At 63.6% G+C, this 15310-nt stretch carries 13 protein-coding genes and 2 pseudogenes; 4 read left to right on the top strand and 11 right to left on the bottom strand.

All coding sequences use genetic code 11. From position 1 onward, the window contains the following. The 10 genes and pseudogenes from EN994_RS02725 to EN994_RS02675 form a co-directional block, all read right to left on the bottom strand. A pseudogene (locus EN994_RS02725) lies at nucleotides 1-405 on the bottom strand (double-strand break repair protein AddB); the annotation flags it as partial. Next, on the bottom strand, nucleotides 402-1130 hold the full coding sequence (locus EN994_RS02720; protein WP_013528329.1) for a nucleotidyltransferase family protein: 729 nt from the start codon (nucleotides 1128-1130) through the stop codon (nucleotides 402-404). The pseudogene EN994_RS02725 and the gene EN994_RS02720, both read right to left, overlap by 4 nt. Beyond that, nucleotides 1127-2638 (bottom strand): bifunctional tRNA (adenosine(37)-N6)-threonylcarbamoyltransferase complex ATPase subunit type 1 TsaE/phosphotransferase, encoded by a 1512-nt coding sequence (locus EN994_RS02715; RefSeq protein ID WP_013528330.1) that lies wholly within the window; start codon nucleotides 2636-2638, stop codon nucleotides 1127-1129. Before EN994_RS02715 ends, EN994_RS02720 begins: the two co-directional genes overlap by 4 nt. Nucleotides 2639-2646: 8 nt before the next feature. Then, nucleotides 2647-5202, bottom strand: a complete 2556-nt coding sequence (locus EN994_RS02710) for a PAS domain-containing sensor histidine kinase (RefSeq protein WP_127224162.1) — start codon at nucleotides 5200-5202, stop codon at nucleotides 2647-2649. Between the two features lie 199 nt (nucleotides 5203-5401). Further along, nucleotides 5402-6802: an adenosylhomocysteinase gene (gene ahcY / locus EN994_RS02705; protein ID WP_013528332.1), complete on the bottom strand. Its 1401-nt coding sequence runs from the start codon at nucleotides 6800-6802 to the stop codon at nucleotides 5402-5404. Between the two features lie 180 nt (nucleotides 6803-6982). Continuing rightward, nucleotides 6983-7279 carry an HPr family phosphocarrier protein gene (locus tag EN994_RS02700; protein WP_013528333.1) on the bottom strand — a complete coding sequence of 99 codons (297 nt, stop codon included), beginning with the start codon at nucleotides 7277-7279 and terminating at the stop codon, nucleotides 6983-6985. Further along, nucleotides 7276-7677 (bottom strand): PTS sugar transporter subunit IIA, encoded by a 402-nt coding sequence (locus EN994_RS02695; protein ID WP_010912939.1) that lies wholly within the window; start codon nucleotides 7675-7677, stop codon nucleotides 7276-7278. The genes EN994_RS02700 and EN994_RS02695 overlap by 4 nt, the downstream gene beginning before the upstream one ends. A gap of 167 nt (nucleotides 7678-7844) precedes the next feature. Further along, nucleotides 7845-8303: pseudogene (locus EN994_RS02685) on the bottom strand (HPr kinase/phosphorylase); the annotation flags it as partial. A 17-nt stretch (nucleotides 8304-8320) separates the two neighbouring features. Beyond that, complete coding sequence (locus EN994_RS02680) at nucleotides 8321-10105, bottom strand: sensor histidine kinase (RefSeq protein WP_013528336.1); 1785 nt, start codon at nucleotides 10103-10105, stop codon at nucleotides 8321-8323. 20 nt (nucleotides 10106-10125) lie between these two features. Then, a complete protein-coding gene (locus tag EN994_RS02675; RefSeq protein WP_013528337.1) occupies nucleotides 10126-10827 on the bottom strand; it encodes a response regulator transcription factor in 702 nt (233 codons plus the stop codon). Nucleotides 10828-11170: 343 nt separating this feature from the next. Between EN994_RS02675 and EN994_RS02670 the strand changes: the two genes are divergently transcribed. The 4 genes from EN994_RS02670 to EN994_RS02655 all read left to right on the top strand — a co-directional run bounded on the left by EN994_RS02670 (nucleotide 11171) and on the right by EN994_RS02655 (nucleotide 14598). Beyond that, the gene (locus tag EN994_RS02670; protein ID WP_063169782.1) at nucleotides 11171-12781 is read left to right on the top strand and encodes a phosphoenolpyruvate carboxykinase; all 1611 of its coding nucleotides are present in this window, start codon (nucleotides 11171-11173) and stop codon (nucleotides 12779-12781) included. An 83-nt stretch (nucleotides 12782-12864) separates the two neighbouring features. Then, nucleotides 12865-13302 (top strand): alternative ribosome rescue aminoacyl-tRNA hydrolase ArfB, encoded by a 438-nt coding sequence (gene arfB / locus EN994_RS02665; protein ID WP_063170436.1) that lies wholly within the window; start codon nucleotides 12865-12867, stop codon nucleotides 13300-13302. Between the two features lie 90 nt (nucleotides 13303-13392). After that, the gene (gene lysM, locus EN994_RS02660; protein WP_013528340.1) at nucleotides 13393-13866 is read left to right on the top strand and encodes a peptidoglycan-binding protein LysM; all 474 of its coding nucleotides are present in this window, start codon (nucleotides 13393-13395) and stop codon (nucleotides 13864-13866) included. A 102-nt stretch (nucleotides 13867-13968) separates the two neighbouring features. Next, the gene (locus tag EN994_RS02655; protein WP_013528341.1) at nucleotides 13969-14598 is read left to right on the top strand and encodes an alpha-ketoglutarate-dependent dioxygenase AlkB; all 630 of its coding nucleotides are present in this window, start codon (nucleotides 13969-13971) and stop codon (nucleotides 14596-14598) included. Here EN994_RS02655 and coaA read toward each other — a convergent pair. Beyond that, on the bottom strand, nucleotides 14585-15310 hold a 726-nt coding region (gene coaA / locus EN994_RS02650), incomplete at its 5' end, for a type I pantothenate kinase (RefSeq protein WP_127307388.1). The two genes, EN994_RS02655 and coaA, sit on opposite strands and share 14 nt — an antisense overlap.

Genomic DNA, 15310 nt, shown 5'->3' with positions numbered 1-15310 from the left:
GAAAAGGGCGGCGACAGGCGCCGGCAGCCGGCGTGTCCCGGCGACAACCAGCGGCGTCAGCAGCAACAGGCGTTCGGTTGCCGAAATCGGCGGCGCCAGATCGATGGCCGCCGCTGCCTCGGTCTCGAACGCAGCCTCATCCTCGTCGAATTCGCCGAGTGGCCGGATGACCGGCAGGATCGCCGAGCCGCCGCCGCCGCGTGCCGCCAGGCTGTCGACGAAGACACCCCGCAAGGCACGCGCGGCACGGCGTGTCGGCACATAGATGGTGGCATCGGCCAAAGCGAGCGGGTCGCCGTCGAATCGAAACCCCGGAACAAGACGGCCGGCAAGCAGCGCCTCGGCAAGCGTCGGCAGAAACGGCGCTCCGGGCGGGATCGAGAAAACGCGGCTGGAGCCGCTCATTGCGACTCGATGAGCGCACCGGCGACCGCCGCTTCCGCGAGCGGTACGGCATCGGGCGTGCCGACGGTGATCCAGTGGCCATGCATGGGCATGCCGAACAGGCGCCCTGCGGCGATGGCGGAATCGAAATAGGCGTTGAGCGAGTGCGGCCCGGCCGGTGCGCCCTTGAACAGGCGCGGATCGACGATCGCCGCGCCGGCATAGATCAGCCCCGCCGGATCCCCCTTTGAACGCCGCAAGCCGCCATCCGGCGCCACCAGGAAATCGGTGCTGCCGCAGTGTCCGGTCGCCTGTTGGAGATCCGCCAGCATCAGCAGAATATCCATTTTCGCCGCGTCCCATGCAAGGGCGAGGCGCTGGAGATTGAGAGGACCGTCATCGATCCAGAAGGTGTCGGCATTGAGGATGTAGAAGGGTCGCTCGCCCAGTTCCGGCAGCGCCTTGACGATGCCGCCGGCGGAATCGAGCAGTTGTTCGCTCTCATCGGAAATGACGATTTTTGGCGCGCGGCGCGCGGCGACATGGGCGAGGATCTGTTCGGGAAAATAGTGGACGTTGACCACGGCCTTCGCGACACCGGCGGCAGCCAGGCTGTCGAGGCTCCAGTCGAGCAACGTCTTGCCGGCAATCCTGACCAGCGGCTTGGGAATGGTGTCGGTAATCGGCCGCATGCGTTTGCCAAGGCCGGCGGCAAGTACGATGGCGGTGTCCGGTCCTGCTGTCACAGCGCTCGCTCCTCCAGCAAACCGTGGGCGTCGTAGAACTCGCGCAGGCTTGCCAGCGCCGGATGAGACAAGGCCCGGCGCAGATAATCGCGAATGCGCGGCAGGTGTTTTAGATAATAGGGCTTGCCGTCGCGCTTTTCGAGGCGGACGAAGATGCCGAGGATCTTGGAATTTCGTTGCGCCGCCATGATGGCGTAGGATTCCAGGAAGCTTGCCTCGTCGAAAGCACCGGCTGCGTGGCGCGCCGCGACATAGGCATCCAGCGTCTTTCTCTCGATCTCGGGCGACATCGTAACACGCGCGTCCATGGCCAGCGAGGCGACGTCATAGGCGGACGGGCCGATCAGCGCATCCTGGAAATCGACGATGCCCAGCCGATCATGCCCTGAACGGTCGCCGCGCCAGATGATGTTGGGCGAATGGAAGTCGCGCAGCATCAGCGTATATTCGCGGCCGTGCAGCCGGTCGAGGAGCGCGCCCCATTGCTTGTGGTAGCCGGCGCGCAAGGCACCGCTTGCCGGGCTGCCCGTTATTGCCGGCACGTACCAGTCGACCAGCAGATCGGCCTCGATCATCATGGCCTCGCGGTCGAAAGGCGGGACATCGTGGAAGCCGCCATGCCCTGTTTCCAGGCGCTGCGGCCAGGTCCTGCCATGCATCATGGCCAGCAGCTCGGCCGCCGCCGCGCAGCGCTCGGGCAGCGGCTGGCCATCGCTGCCGAGGAACCCTTCCGAGCCAAGATGCTCGAGTAGCAGGAATCCCTGCTCCTGGTCCTCGGCATGGATTTCCGGAACGCTGACGCCGCCTGCCCTTAAGGCGCGGTCGATGGCGACGAAAGCGGAAACCGACTGGGCGGTGTGGGCGATCTCGGCATAGGGCTTGCCGTCGCGGACCGGCGGGCCGAGCACCAGCCGTGGCGAGTTCATCAGCACTTGCGGCTTTTGGCCCGGCAGCGAAACGATCTCGTAAGAGCGGGCAGAAGCATCGCCAATGAAATGGCGGCGCTGCGCTTGCGCCCAGCCGGCGCTCACGAGAAAGTCGCGCATGGCCAGCGACCTTGCGGCCCGATCGAAGGCAGGTCCCTGCCCCGACAATCGTGCCAGCCGGCCGTTGCCATGCTGGACGAGCTCGATCAGGACCGTGGTTTTCGGCAGATGGGCTTCCGCCCGCTCCGGCCATTCGACCAAAGCAGCACCTTGCGCCAAGGCTTCGTCGAAACCAAGCTCATCGATCTCGTCGGCCGAGGACAGGCGGTAGAGATCGAAATGATGCACCGGAATGCGGGTGTCGTAGCTCTGCACCAGCGTGAAGGTCGGGCTCGGAACGTCGAGGCCGGCATCGTCGGCCAAGGTCCTGATCAAGGCCCGCGCCAGCGTCGACTTGCCGGCGCCCAGATCGCCCTTCAGGGCAAGCACGTCGCCTGGGCGCAGCGACAGCGCCAGATCTTCGCCCAGCCGCGCTGTCTGGGTCTCGTCGGCGAGTAATCGCTCCAGCACCAGTCCGGTCATCGAACGCGCTACTCGGCCGCGGCACGGATGCCCGGCATGTCTGGAAAGGTGCAGATGACGGTCGTGCCCTTGTCCTTGCCGGTTTCGATGCGAACGCTGCCGCCATGCAGCTCGACGAAGCTCTTGACGATCGACAGGCCGAGGCCGGCGCCGCGCCGGCGGCCGCCATTGGCGCGCGGCTCGAAACGGCGGAACACCGAATCGAGCACATCGGGCGGCATACCGGGACCGTCGTCATGGACCGAGAATTCCACCCCGTCCGCCAGATGGCGGCAAGTGAGCCGGATGGTGCTGGCTTCCGGGGCGTAATTGGCGGCGTTGCTGAGCAGATTGTAGAGGATCTGGCGGACGCGGACCTCATCGCCGTGAAACGTCTTCGGCGCCGAGGCTGCTTCAACCTCGAGCCTGATCGAATGCTCTTCCAGCCGGTCGGCCACCAGTTCGGCCGCAGCGGCGATGGTGCGATCGACCTGCACCTCGGAAATATCGAGCTGCATGATGCCGGCGTCCACCGTCGCCAGGTCGAGTATGTCGTTGACGATGGTGAGCAGGACCGCGGAGGAGGAGCTGACATGCTCGACATATTCCCGCTGCTTCTGCGTCAGCGGACCGGTCGTGGGCTGTGACAGGAGTTCGGTGAAGCCGATGATGTTGGTCAGCGGCGAGCGCAGTTCATAGGAAACATGCTGGACGAATTCGTTCTTGAGCTGGTCGGATTTTTGCAGCGCCTCGTTCTTGTCCTTCAGCGCCCGCTCGACATGGACGCTGTCGGTGACGTCGACGAAGGTCATCATCACCTGCCCGTTGGGCAGCGGGATCATGGCGTAACTCAACACGTTGCCGTTGTTGAGCTCGGTCTGTCCGTGGCGGTCGCGGCGCTCGTCGTCGAAGCCGGTGACGGCGGCAACAAAGCCGGGCCAGGGGCTGTCCGCCGCCTGCCGGTCGCAAAGGTCGCGGATGGTGGAAACATGGACGCTGGGCTTGGCCGCTTCGCCGCTCAATCCCCAGAGCGTGGCAAAGGCAGGATTCGACAGCCGGAGCCTGCCGTCGGGTCCGAACACCGCTACGCCTTCGGCAAGATTGTCGAGCGTCTCGCCCTGGACCCGCACCGCTGTCTGGTAGCGGCTCTCGAGGTCCATCTTCTCGGTCAGGTTCTCGAACACCCAGGTGACGCCGCCCTTGGGCTGCGGATTGGCGACGACGCGGATGGTCTTGCCATCCGGCAGATGCCACCAATGTTCCTGGGATTCCACAGCGCGATAGGCACCGAGCAGGCCTTCCTTCCAGCGGCGCCATTCAGGCTGTTCGGCGATCTTGCCTTCGCTGCGCAGCCGGTCGAGCAGCAAGGCATTGTCTGGAGCGCTGTGCAGGAAGCCTGCCTCCAGGCCCCAAAGCTTCTGGAAGGCCTGGTTGAAGAACCGCAGCTTCTCGTCGGTGTCGAAAATGGCGACCGCCGTGTTGAGCTGGTCGAGCGTGTCGGCGTGGCTTCGCACCGTCCGTTCGTATTCGCCGCGAACGGCTTCGATGGCACTGGTGTCGCAGGCAAGGCCGGCCGAGCCATCGCTGCCGGCGAAATCGGTGACCGCGAACACACGGCGGTCGCCTTCGATCACGGAGGACAGCGACTGCTCGAAAACCGGATGCGTCCTGTGCTGGGCGGCAATCGCATCGCGCGCCTGGCCGCCGAGGAACTCTTTCTTCTCCCGAACCGCGGCTTCGGCATTTTCGGCTTCGACGGCATCGGCATAGGCGCGGTTGACCCACTTCAGCCCGCCATCCTCGCCGCGGAGCCACGCCGGCATGTTCAGCGCGTCGAGCAGGCCGATCATCGTGTCGTGGTCGGCGGCCAGCCGCTGGTTCTCGATCTTCAGTCTGGCCTGGCTGCGCTGCGTCTCCGAGAGCGAGAGGAAACGCACGAGCACATGCGCGGCACTCTTGCGGCCATGCACTTCGAGCGGCGCACCGGCCTGCGATTCGATGACCAGGTCGAAGGGTTTGGCCTTTTCGCGCAATCCCGCGACGGCATGTTCGAGTGCCGCCGCCGAACGCGGCATCAGCCAGCGGCCGAAAGCAAGAAAAGCGGCCCTATCCTCGGGAGCGCCGCTTTCGACGGGCAATGTGCCGATGAGCTCGGGCTTCTTGTTTTCCGCAGCCCAGACGACGACGCGCTGGTCGCGCAGATTGAGCAGCGCCTCGGAACGGCGGAGCGCCGCGTTGATGTCGGCGAGGCGGCTCCTGAGTTCGACATTCTCCGCCGAGGTGCGGGCTCTTTCGCGGATGAGAACGATGGCCGATATCAGTGCGGCACCCGTCACGCCGACGAACACTGCAAGCTGCATGACATCAATGGCACTCACCGACAGTCCGGCGACGCTGGCAACAGCGGTCTCGGCATGCGCGGCGGCGCCGGCCAAGGGCCCCGCGAGCGCGGAGGTGGCAAGGAATGTCGACGCGCGGGCGCGCCAGGACAGGCTCCCCCCTTCCAGGGCGGAGCCAGCAATCCCCGAATCGTCATGGCCGCCGGAAACGGCCCGTCCCGCTCTGTGCGGGTGTTGCCCCGGCATGTCTTGGTCCTCTCCGCCGCCTGAATGCAAGACCGCCCTGATGCGTGCCTCTCTTGACCCTCTCGGGCTGGAAGCATCGCCGAATCACCTGACAATAACCCCTCGCCGAATCGGCGTGAAGGCTGATGGCGCGCAAAAATAAGGCCGGGCGAAAAGTCAATCGCCCGGCCTCAATATCTGGTAGTAATTTTAGCTTTGGTTAATAGCGGTAGTGTTCCGGCTTGAACGGACCCTGCGGCGTGACGCCGATATAGGCGGCCTGTTCACCCGACAGTTCGGTCAGGCGGGCGCCGAGCTTGTCGAGATGCAGGCGGGCGACCTTTTCGTCGAGATGCTTGGGCAGGACATAGACCTGGTTCTCGTACTGGCCGGGCTTGGTGTAGAGCTCGATCTGCGCCAGCACCTGGTTGGTGAAGGATGCCGACATGACGAAGCTCGGGTGGCCGGTGGCGTTGCCGAGATTGAGCAGCCGTCCTTCCGACAAAAGGATCATCCGCTTGCCGTCCGCGAAGGTGATCATATCGACCTGCGGCTTGACGTTGGTCCATTTCAAATTGCGCAGCGCGGCGACCTGGATCTCATTGTCGAAGTGGCCGATGTTGCCGACGATGACCATGTCCTTCATCGAGCGCATATGGTCGAGGGTGACGACATCCTTGTTGCCGGTGGTGGTGATGACGATGTCGGCGGTGGGGGCTGCATCTTCCAGCGTGACGACTTCAAAACCGTCCATCGCAGCCTGCAGGGCGCAGATCGGATCGACCTCGGTGACCTTGACGCGGGCACCGGCGCCCTTGAGCGAGGCCGACGAGCCCTTGCCGACGTCGCCATAACCGCACACGACAGCGACCTTGCCGGCCATCATCGTGTCGGTGCCGCGGCGGATGCCGTCGACCAGCGATTCCTTGCAGCCATACTTGTTGTCGAACTTCGACTTGGTGACCGAGTCGTTGACGTTGATTGCGGGGAAGGGCAGCAGGCCCTTCTTCTGCAGCTGGTAGAGGCGGTTGACGCCGGTGGTCGTCTCTTCGGTGACGCCGCGGATCGCCGCCTTCTGCTTGGTGAAGAAGCCGGGCGAAGCCTTCAGGCGCTTCTTGACCTGGGCGTAGAAATATTCCTCTTCCTCGCTCTGCGGGTTGGACAGCACGTCCTCGCCGGCCTCGGCGCGGGCGCCGATCAGGATGTACATGGTGGCGTCGCCGCCATCATCGAGGATCATGTTGGAGAGGCCGCCATCGGCCCACTGGAAGATCTTGTCGGTGTAGTCCCAATACTCCTCCAGCGACTCGCCCTTGACGGCAAACACCGGGATGCCGGCCTCGGCGATGGCCGCGGCCGCATGGTCCTGGGTCGAGAAGATGTTGCAGGAGGCCCAGCGGATATCGGCGCCAAGCGCCTTCAGCGTCTCGATCAGCACCGCCGTCTGGATGGTCATGTGCAGCGAGCCGGTGATGCGCGCACCCTTGAGCGGCTGCTTGGGGCCGAATTCCTCACGGCAGGCCATCAGGCCCGGCATTTCGGTTTCGGCGATCTCGAGTTCCTTGCGGCCCCAGCCGGCAAGCGAGATGTCGGCGACCACATAGTCCTTGCTACCCGTCATGGCAGTACTCCGATGCGAATGTTGTGCTTGCGAATTTGTTGCGGACACGCCCGCGCCGGTCGGCGCGTCCAAGGGCGCGAATTGCCGGCCTGACTAGCAGATCGGAGCAAGGACGACAATGGGATATAAAGAAATCTTTATCCCTGCATGTCTCTCGGACGCATATCGCGCTCTACCAGATCAGCATTCCTCGCCGAAGCGGGACGCCACCAGTTGCTCCAGGGCGTCGATGACCTGCTGGGCCTCCGGCCCGCTGGCGGTGACGCGGATCGAATAGCCGGGGCTTGCCGCCAGCATCATCAGGCCCATGATCGAGGTGCCGCCAACCTTGACGCCATCCTTCTCGACATGCACCGAGGCATCGAAGCCGCTGGCCAGCTGGACGAACTTCGCCGAAGCGCGCGCATGAAGGCCGCGCTGGTTGATGATGGGAAAATCCCGGACTATCTGATCTTTTTCCGGGGACAGCGCGGTCATTTGCTGCTCAGGAGCTGGCTGGCAACATTGATGTATTTGCGACCGGCGGCCTGGGCCTCATCAAGGGCGGCCGCCATGTTGTCGCCCTTGCGGATCGAGGAGAGCTTGATCAGCATCGGCAGATTCATGCCGGCGATCACCTCGGTGCGGCCGGACTCCATCACCGAGATGGCAAGATTGGAGGGCGTGCCGCCGAACATGTCGGTCAGCACGATGACGCCCGCCCCGGTGTCGACACGGGCAACCGCGTCGACAATGTCGCGCCGACGCTGCTCCATATCGTCGTCGGCACCGATCGCCACGGTTTCGAAATTGTCTTGTGGCCCGACGACATGTTCGACGGCATGTCGGAACTCGGTGGCCAGTTGACCGTGCGTTACAAGCACGAGTCCGATCATTCTTTGGTGGCTCCCGTCATCGCCGCTTCACAGGCGCATTTTATGCTCGCCAGCCAATCCAGGCGGCGGGAGCGCTATCTTGTCGACGCGCGGCCCGTTGACAAGCCCAAAATTGCGCAGGCGCATGCCATTTTGACGCATTGCAGCAAAAAACCCGGAGCGGATCTTAGAAAAGGCGCGATCGACAGCCGCGCCATCACGACCGGTAAGGCCGCCGGGATATTGCGTTCGACCACATCGACCTGTGGCACCAGACAACCCACGATGCTGCTAGCGGCATCCTCCTGGAAGCGCGGCGCTTCATCGGCCGGCACCAGGTGGACATGCAGGTCGACGAGGCCTGCCGGCTCGAATGGCAGAGGCCGGGGGCCGAGCCCAGGCACCTCGACGAGGCCTTCTATGGCGGCGGGAGCGCGGCACAGAAGCCGCCCGGCATGCGCCTCGACAAAGAGCTGATCGTCACCGACGAGCCGCGCGAACGATCCGCGCTGGCGACAATGATCTATGAGCGCCAGCGCCAGCGCCGTCTTGCCCGAGCCGGAGGCTCCGGTGATGAGAATGCCGCGCTCGCCGATCAAAACCATTGTCGCGTGAATGTTTTCAGGCTGCACGGCTGGACCAGGCATGGTTGGAATTCATGCTCTCAGCCTTCGGCCGGCAACGTCACCACAAAACGCGCGCCCTTGATCTCGCCGGGTTTGGTGCCGGGGATGTTCTCGGCGGTGAGCGTGCCGCCATGGGCCTCGACGATCTGCCTGGATATCGACAGGCCAAGGCCCGAATTCTGGCCGAACGCCTCGCCGGCCGGCCGGTCCGTGTAGAAGCGTTCGAAGATGCGGTCGATGTTGTCGGCGCGGATGCCGGGGCCATTGTCGTCGACGGTGACGATGTTGAACTTGCCGGCACGCGCCAGCGACAGGCTGATGTGGCCATGATCCTCGGGAACGAAGGAACGGGCGTTCTCGATCAAATTGGTGATGACCTGGCCGATGCGCAGATCATGGCCGACGACGACATAGCCTTTGACGCCCTGCGGCAGTTTGGCGGCCTTGAACTCGATCTCGACCGCCTTCTTGTTGCGCGTCGCTTCGCGCGAAACGGCGACCAGATCGGTGATGAATTTCTTCAAATCGACCGTTCCCGCATCTTCACGCGCGAGTTCCGCGTCCAGGCGCGATGCGTCGGAAATATCGGTGATGAGCCGGTCCAGCCGCCTGACATCGTGCTGGATGATATCCATCAGCCGGCCGCGCGAATCGTCGTTCTTGGCCAGCGGCAAGGTCTCCACCGCGCTGCGCAGCGACGTCAGCGGGTTTTTCAGCTCGTGCGAGACATCGGCCGCGAAGCTTTCGATCGCCTCGATCCGGGCGTAGAGCGCGTTGGTCATGTCGCGTATGGCGATCGACAGATTGCCGATCTCGTCCTGGCGGTCGGAAAAGTCGGGGATCTCCTCACGGCTCTTGACGCCGCGCCGCACTCGCACCGCCGCCGCCGACAGCCGGCGCAGCGGATTGGCGATGGTCGAGGCGAGCAGCATCGACAGGATGGCGGTGACAAGGGCCGCGATGCCGAAGACGCGCAGGATCGCCTTGCGCTCGGCGGCGACGATCTTGTCGATGTCGCCGCCTTCGGTCGACAGCATCAGCACGCCCAGGACGGCACGAAAGCGCTGGATCGGCACCGCCACCGAAACGATCTGCTCGCCCTGCTCGCTGACGCGCACGATGGTCGAAGGGCTGCCGGTGAGCGCCTTGACCACTTCCGGGAAAGCGGCGCCATTGCCGCCCGGCTGCTCGTGATAGACCGGCAGCTCGGTGTTGCGGAAGAAGTCGAAGACGAATTTCTGGATGCGCTCGACCAGATCGGGCTCTTCTTCCTCGACCGGCGGCAGGTCGTAGCGCAGGATCTGGCCACGCGAATAGAGGTGGCGCGAATCGAGCAGCAGATTGGCGTCGCGGTCATAGATGCGGGCGCGGGTCCTGGTCGGCGAGATCAGCCTTCTAAGCACCGGTGCGACACGCTCCGGGTTGATCGGAAAGTCGAGATTGTCGAGCTGGTCCGAGCCCGGCCCAAGGCTTTCGCCGGCCTGCAGTTCAAGCAGCTTTTCCGGGTCGATGCTGATCGAATCCGTCTCGACCGTCGCCGAAGCGGCGATGGCGCCGGCGATGATCTCGCCCTGGGTCATCAGGCTTTCGACGCGGGCGTCGATCAGCCCGTCGCGGAAGGTGTTGAGATAGAGGATGCCGGTCACCAGCACGGCGAGGCCGGCAAGGTTGAGGAACAGGATACGCCGCGTCAGGCTGGAAAAGATGTGATGGCCAAGGAAGCGGCGCATCGGCACCGTGATCTTCGAGACGAAGGACGGCATGATCCGCGACGGCCGCCTGGAGGCGCCCGCCGGTCTTGTTCGCTGTGCTTCCACTGCCATCGAATAGCAGGCCCTGCTACTTATGCTTCGCGGAACCGGTATCCGACTCCGTAAAGGGTTTCGATCATCTCGAAGTCGTCGTCGACGGCCTTGAACTTCTTGCGCAGCCGCTTGATGTGGCTGTCGATGGTGCGGTCGTCGACATAGACCTGTTCATCATAAGCCGAATCCATCAGCGCATCACGGCTTTTTACGACACCGGGACGCTGCGCCAGCGAATGCAGGATCAGGAACTCGGTGACGGTGAGCGTCACCGGCTCGCCTTTCCAGGTGCAGGTGTGGCGCTCCTGGTCCATGACGAGCTGGCCGCGCTCGAGAGAGCGGGCCTGCTGGCTTGGCGTCTTGGCTGCAGCCTCGCGGGCACTGGCGCGGCGCAGCACGGCGCGCACGCGCTCGACCAGCAGGCGCTGTGAGAAGGGTTTGCGGATGAAATCGTCGGCGCCCATCTTGAGACCGAACAATTCGTCGATCTCGTCGTCCTTGGAGGTCAGGAAGATCACCGGCAGGTCGGACTTCTGGCGCATCCGGCGCAGCAGTTCCATGCCGTCCATGCGCGGCATCTTGATGTCGAGAATGGCAAGGTTCGGCGGGCGTGCCGCCAGGCCTTCCAGCGCCGACGCACCATCCGTGTAGGTCTCGACGCGATACCCCTCGGATTCCAGGGCGATCGACACCGATGTCAGAATGTTGCGGTCGTCATCGACAAGCGCGATTGTTGCCATTTCAAGCGGCTCCCTCATGAGCTGTCCCTTCTGTCGTAGAGAAGGGGCTTTTGCAGGACAAATTAGGTACAAAATGTGGCATAGGCCTTGTCCGCTGTCACGCGCGGCATGCCGGCGGCCACAATCCTACCTCGACATGGATTGGACGAACGTACATCGCCAATCCTTTGGGCAACCGCGAAACTTTTTGCACATATAAACGATTTAAACAACTTTCAAAATATTTAAATCGATTAATGATTTGATATCATTTGACTTTTCTGGTTCTGACCATCTCAGCCCGCGTAGTGGGCGTGCCGGGAAGGTGCCGGCAAAGATGCGGCAAATCCAAGAGGGACACTCGATGTCGGAAGTCGGCAAACGCAATTCCGCCTGCGCGATCGATCATATCGGCCTGAAAACCACCGGCGTGGTGCGCTATAATTTCGGTGCGGCTGCTCTTTATGAGGACTCGATCCGGCGCGGCGAGGCCCGCTTGACCGCACATGGCGCGTTGGTCGCCGAGACAGGCCAGCATACCGGCCGCTCGCCCAAGGACAAGTTTGTCGTCCGCAACAGTGACACCGAACCGCATGTCTGGTGGGACAACAACAAGGCAATTTCACAAGCCCAGTTCGACACGCTGCTCGCCGATTTCCAGACGCATGCCTGGGACAAGGATCTATACGTCCAGGACCTGATCGGCGGCGCCGATGCGGAGCTGAAGCTGCCGACCAGGGTGATCACCGAATTTGCCTGGCACTCGCTGTTCATCCGCAATCTGCTCATTCGTCCCGATGCCGCCGAGCTCGAGCATTTCGTGCCTGCCATGACGATCATCGACCTGCCGTCCTTCCGCGCCGATCCCGCCCGCCACGGCAGCCGCACCGAAACGGTGATCGCCGTGGATCTCACGCGCAAGGTCGTGCTGATCGGCGGCACCTCCTATGCCGGCGAGATGAAGAAGTCGGTGTTCACCATGCTCAACTATCTGCTGCCGGCGAAAGGCGTGATGCCGATGCATTGCTCGGCCAACGAGGGTATGGCCGGCGACGCCGCCATCTTCTTCGGCCTGTCGGGCACCGGCAAGACGACACTCTCGGCCGATCCCTCGCGCACGCTGATCGGCGACGACGAGCATGGCTGGGGACCCCACGGCATCTTCAATTTCGAAGGCGGCTGCTACGCCAAGACGATCAAGCTGTCGGCGGAAGCCGAGCCGGAAATCTTCGCCACCACGCAGCGCTTCGGCACGGTGCTGGAAAATGTCGTGCTCGACGCTGATGGCGTGCCGGATTTCAACGACGGAAGGCTGACCGAAAACACACGCTGCGCCTACCCGCTGGATTTCATCCCCAACGCCAGCAAGACCGGCCGCGCCAACCATCCGAAGAACATCATCATGCTGACCGCCGATGCGTTCGGCGTGATGCCGCCGATCGCGCGGCTGACCCCGGCGCAGGCGATGTATCATTTCCTCTCCGGCTACACCGCCAAGGTGGCCGGAACCGAAAAGGGCGTGACCGAGCCCGAAGCGACGTTTTCGACCTGTTTCGGCGCCCCGTTCATGCCGCGCCATCCATCGGAATACGGCAATCTGCTGCGCGAGCTGATTGCCCGCCACGGCGCCGATTGCTGGCTGGTCAACACCGGCTGGACCGGCGGCGCCTACGGCACCGGCAAGCGCATGCCGATCAAGGCGACGCGGGCCTTGCTTGCCGCCGCACTCGACGGCTCGCTCAAGACGGCCGAGTTCCGCACCGACCCTCATTTCGGTTTCGAGGTGCCGGTGGCGGTTCGAGGCGTCGACAGCGCCATTCTCGACCCGCGCTCCACCTGGGCCGACAAGGCCGGCTATGACCGGCAGGCGGCAAGGCTGGTCGGCATGTTCGCCGTCAATTTCGAGAAATTCGAAAGCCATGTCGATGCCGTGGTGCTGGGTGCGGCGCCGCGCATGCAGGAAGCGGCGGAGTAATCGCGCTACGGGGTTCAGCTTCGTTGAAAGGCCCGGTTCGATCGGGCCTTTTCTTTTTCGATCCGCCGCGCCATGACTGCGGCATGGCGAGCGACGACAACATCATCATATCAGGCGATGCGGTGATCCATCCGGGCGACCTGCACGAGGATTTCATCCGCTCGTCCGGTCCCGGCGGCCAGAACGTCAACAAGGTGGCGACGGCGGTGCAACTGCGCTTCGACGCCGCCAACGCAGCGGGTCTGTCGGAGCGCGTGCGCGAGCGGACGATCAAGCTTGCCGGCCAGCGTGCCACCAAGGACGGCGTCGTTGTCATCGAAGCGGGCCGCTTCCGCACCCAGGAACAGAACCGGGCGGATGCGCGGGCACGGCTGACGGCACTGGTCGCCAAGGCCGCCGAACCGCCGCCGCCACCGCGCAAGAAGACGCGGCCGTCAAAGGGTGCCGTGGAACGGCGGCTGAAGAGCAAGGCCGGGCGAGGCACGATCAAGAAGCTGCGCGGCCGGGTGGAGAACGATTAAGCACCGCGAAGCTGCAACGCGCGGGTGGCTTCCAATTCTGGGTTGCAGATGGCAAGCTGCGATCACCCACCACAGCAATGGAGACCAACGATGGGCATGTTCGATTTCGTCAAGAGTGTCGGCAAGAAACTGGGCATCGGCGGTGACGACGAAGCCGCACCCACGGCCGACACACTCAAGAAGGAGCTCGATTCGCACAAGCTCGGCACCGATGGCGTCGAGGTCGTCGTCAACGGCGATACGGCGGTGCTGAAGGGTGTGGTCAAGGACCAGTCGATCTTCGAGAAGGCGGTCATCGCCGTCGGCAACACGCTCGGCGTCTCCAAGGTGCAGGCGGACGAATTACAGGTCGCGCCAGCACCTGGCACGGCCGCCGCCCCGGCCAAGGAGCCCACCTTTTACACCGTGAAGAAGGGCGACAATCTCTGGAAGATCGCCGAGAAAAGCTACGGCAAGGGCCAAGGCGTCAAGAACACGGTCATATTCGAGGCCAACAAGCCGATGCTGACCCATCCCGACAAGATCTATCCGGGCCAGGTGCTGCGCATCCCCGACCTCGCCTGATCGGCGACTGCCAATTCGACAAGAGCGGCGGCTTTCGGGTCGCCGTTTTCATTTGATCGTGACATTTTACGGTTCCGAACCATCCAAGAGGCGATCGAATCCGTGCTCGTTCTGCCCAAAGGCGTCCGCCACATGCCGGCCTACCTGTCACGCACCGTGCAGGAAGAACTGGTCGACGAGGTGAGACGGATCGTGCAGCAGGCGCCGCTGTTCGTGCCGGCCATGCCGCGCACCGGCAAGGAGATGAGCGTGCGCATGACCAATTGCGGGCCGCTGGGCTGGGTCACCGACAAGGAGCACGGCTATCGTTACCAGCCGGCGCATCCGCTAACCGGGGCGCCTTGGCCGCCAATTCCGGATGCGCTGCTCGACCTGTGGCGCGAGGTCTCGGGCTATCCGCATCCGCCGGAAGCGTGCCTGATCAATTTCTACACGGCGGATGCGAAGATGGGCCTGCATCAGGACCGCGACGAGGCCGACTTTTCGGCGCCGGTCGTCTCCGTCTCGCTCGGCGACGACTGCCTGTTCCGGGTTGGCCAGACCACGCGTGATGGCGCCACCAAGTCGTTCAGGCTGCAAAGCGGTGATGTCGTGGTGCTCGGCGGCGAGGGGCGGCTGTGCTTTCACGGCGTCGATCGGATCTATCCCTCGACCTCGGCGCTGCTGAAAAACGGTGGGCGGATCAATCTGACATTGCGACGGGTGACGAAGCCGGCCGTCACAGCTTCCTGAGCGCCACTTCCTCGATCAGGTGGTCGGCGCCCTTGCGCAGGATCAAGTCGGCGCGGGCCCGCGTCGGCAGGATGTTCTCGCGCAGATTCTTCAAATTGATGTTGGTCCACAGGCCTTCGGCGATGGCGCGCGCCGAACCCTCCGACAGCTGCGAGTAGCGGTGAAAGAAGGAGTCCGGATTGCGGAAGGCGGTCTCACGCAGCCGCATGAAGCGGGAAATGTACCAGTTGTGGATCAGCTTCTCGTCGGCATCGATGTAGATGGCGAAATCGAAGAAGTCCGACAGGAAAGGCACGATCTTGCCGTCCTGCGGCAGCTTGCCGGGCTGCAGGACATTGATGCCTTCGAAGATCAATATGTCGGGCCGGTCGATGGTGACGAACTCGCCGGGAATGACGTCATAGGTGAGGTGCGAATAGACCGGCGCGCGGACATCGGGCAGCGCCGACTTGATGCCCGACAGGAAGCGCAGCAGCGCGCCGACATCGTAACTGTCTGGAAAACCCTTGCGCTCCATCAGGTTCTCGCGGCGCAGGACCTCGTTGGGCAGCAGGAAGCCGTCGGTGGTGATGAGATCGACCTTGGGGCTCGACGGCCAGCGCGCCAAAAGCTCCTTCAGCACGCGTGCGGTGGTCGATTTGCCGACCGCGACGGAACCGGCGATGCCGATGATGAAGGGCGTCTTGACCACGTCGACCGCGTTGAAGAAGGC

Source organism: Mesorhizobium sp. M7A.F.Ca.CA.002.09.1.1 (assembly GCF_003998555.1).
Classification (GTDB): domain Bacteria; phylum Pseudomonadota; class Alphaproteobacteria; order Rhizobiales; family Rhizobiaceae; genus Mesorhizobium; species Mesorhizobium ciceri.
This window is presented reverse-complemented; position numbering and strand designations above follow the sequence as displayed.

Coding starts and splice junctions, on each gene's coding strand:
- EN994_RS02715 (WP_013528330.1), bottom strand. CDS start 2,638: ATGACCGGACTGGTGCTGGAGCGATTACTCGCCGACGAGACCCAGACA.
- EN994_RS02710 (WP_127224162.1), bottom strand. CDS start 5,202: ATGCCGGGGCAACACCCGCACAGAGCGGGACGGGCCGTTTCCGGCGGC.
- ahcY (WP_013528332.1), bottom strand. CDS start 6,802: ATGACGGGTAGCAAGGACTATGTGGTCGCCGACATCTCGCTTGCCGGC.
- EN994_RS02700 (WP_013528333.1), bottom strand. CDS start 7,279: ATGACCGCGCTGTCCCCGGAAAAAGATCAGATAGTCCGGGATTTTCCC.
- EN994_RS02695 (WP_010912939.1), bottom strand. CDS start 7,677: ATGATCGGACTCGTGCTTGTAACGCACGGTCAACTGGCCACCGAGTTC.
- EN994_RS02680 (WP_013528336.1), bottom strand. CDS start 10,105: ATGGCAGTGGAAGCACAGCGAACAAGACCGGCGGGCGCCTCCAGGCGG.
- EN994_RS02675 (WP_013528337.1), bottom strand. CDS start 10,827: ATGGCAACAATCGCGCTTGTCGATGACGACCGCAACATTCTGACATCG.
- EN994_RS02670 (WP_063169782.1), top strand. CDS start 11,171: ATGTCGGAAGTCGGCAAACGCAATTCCGCCTGCGCGATCGATCATATC.
- arfB (WP_063170436.1), top strand. CDS start 12,865: ATGGCGAGCGACGACAACATCATCATATCAGGCGATGCGGTGATCCAT.
- lysM (WP_013528340.1), top strand. CDS start 13,393: ATGGGCATGTTCGATTTCGTCAAGAGTGTCGGCAAGAAACTGGGCATC.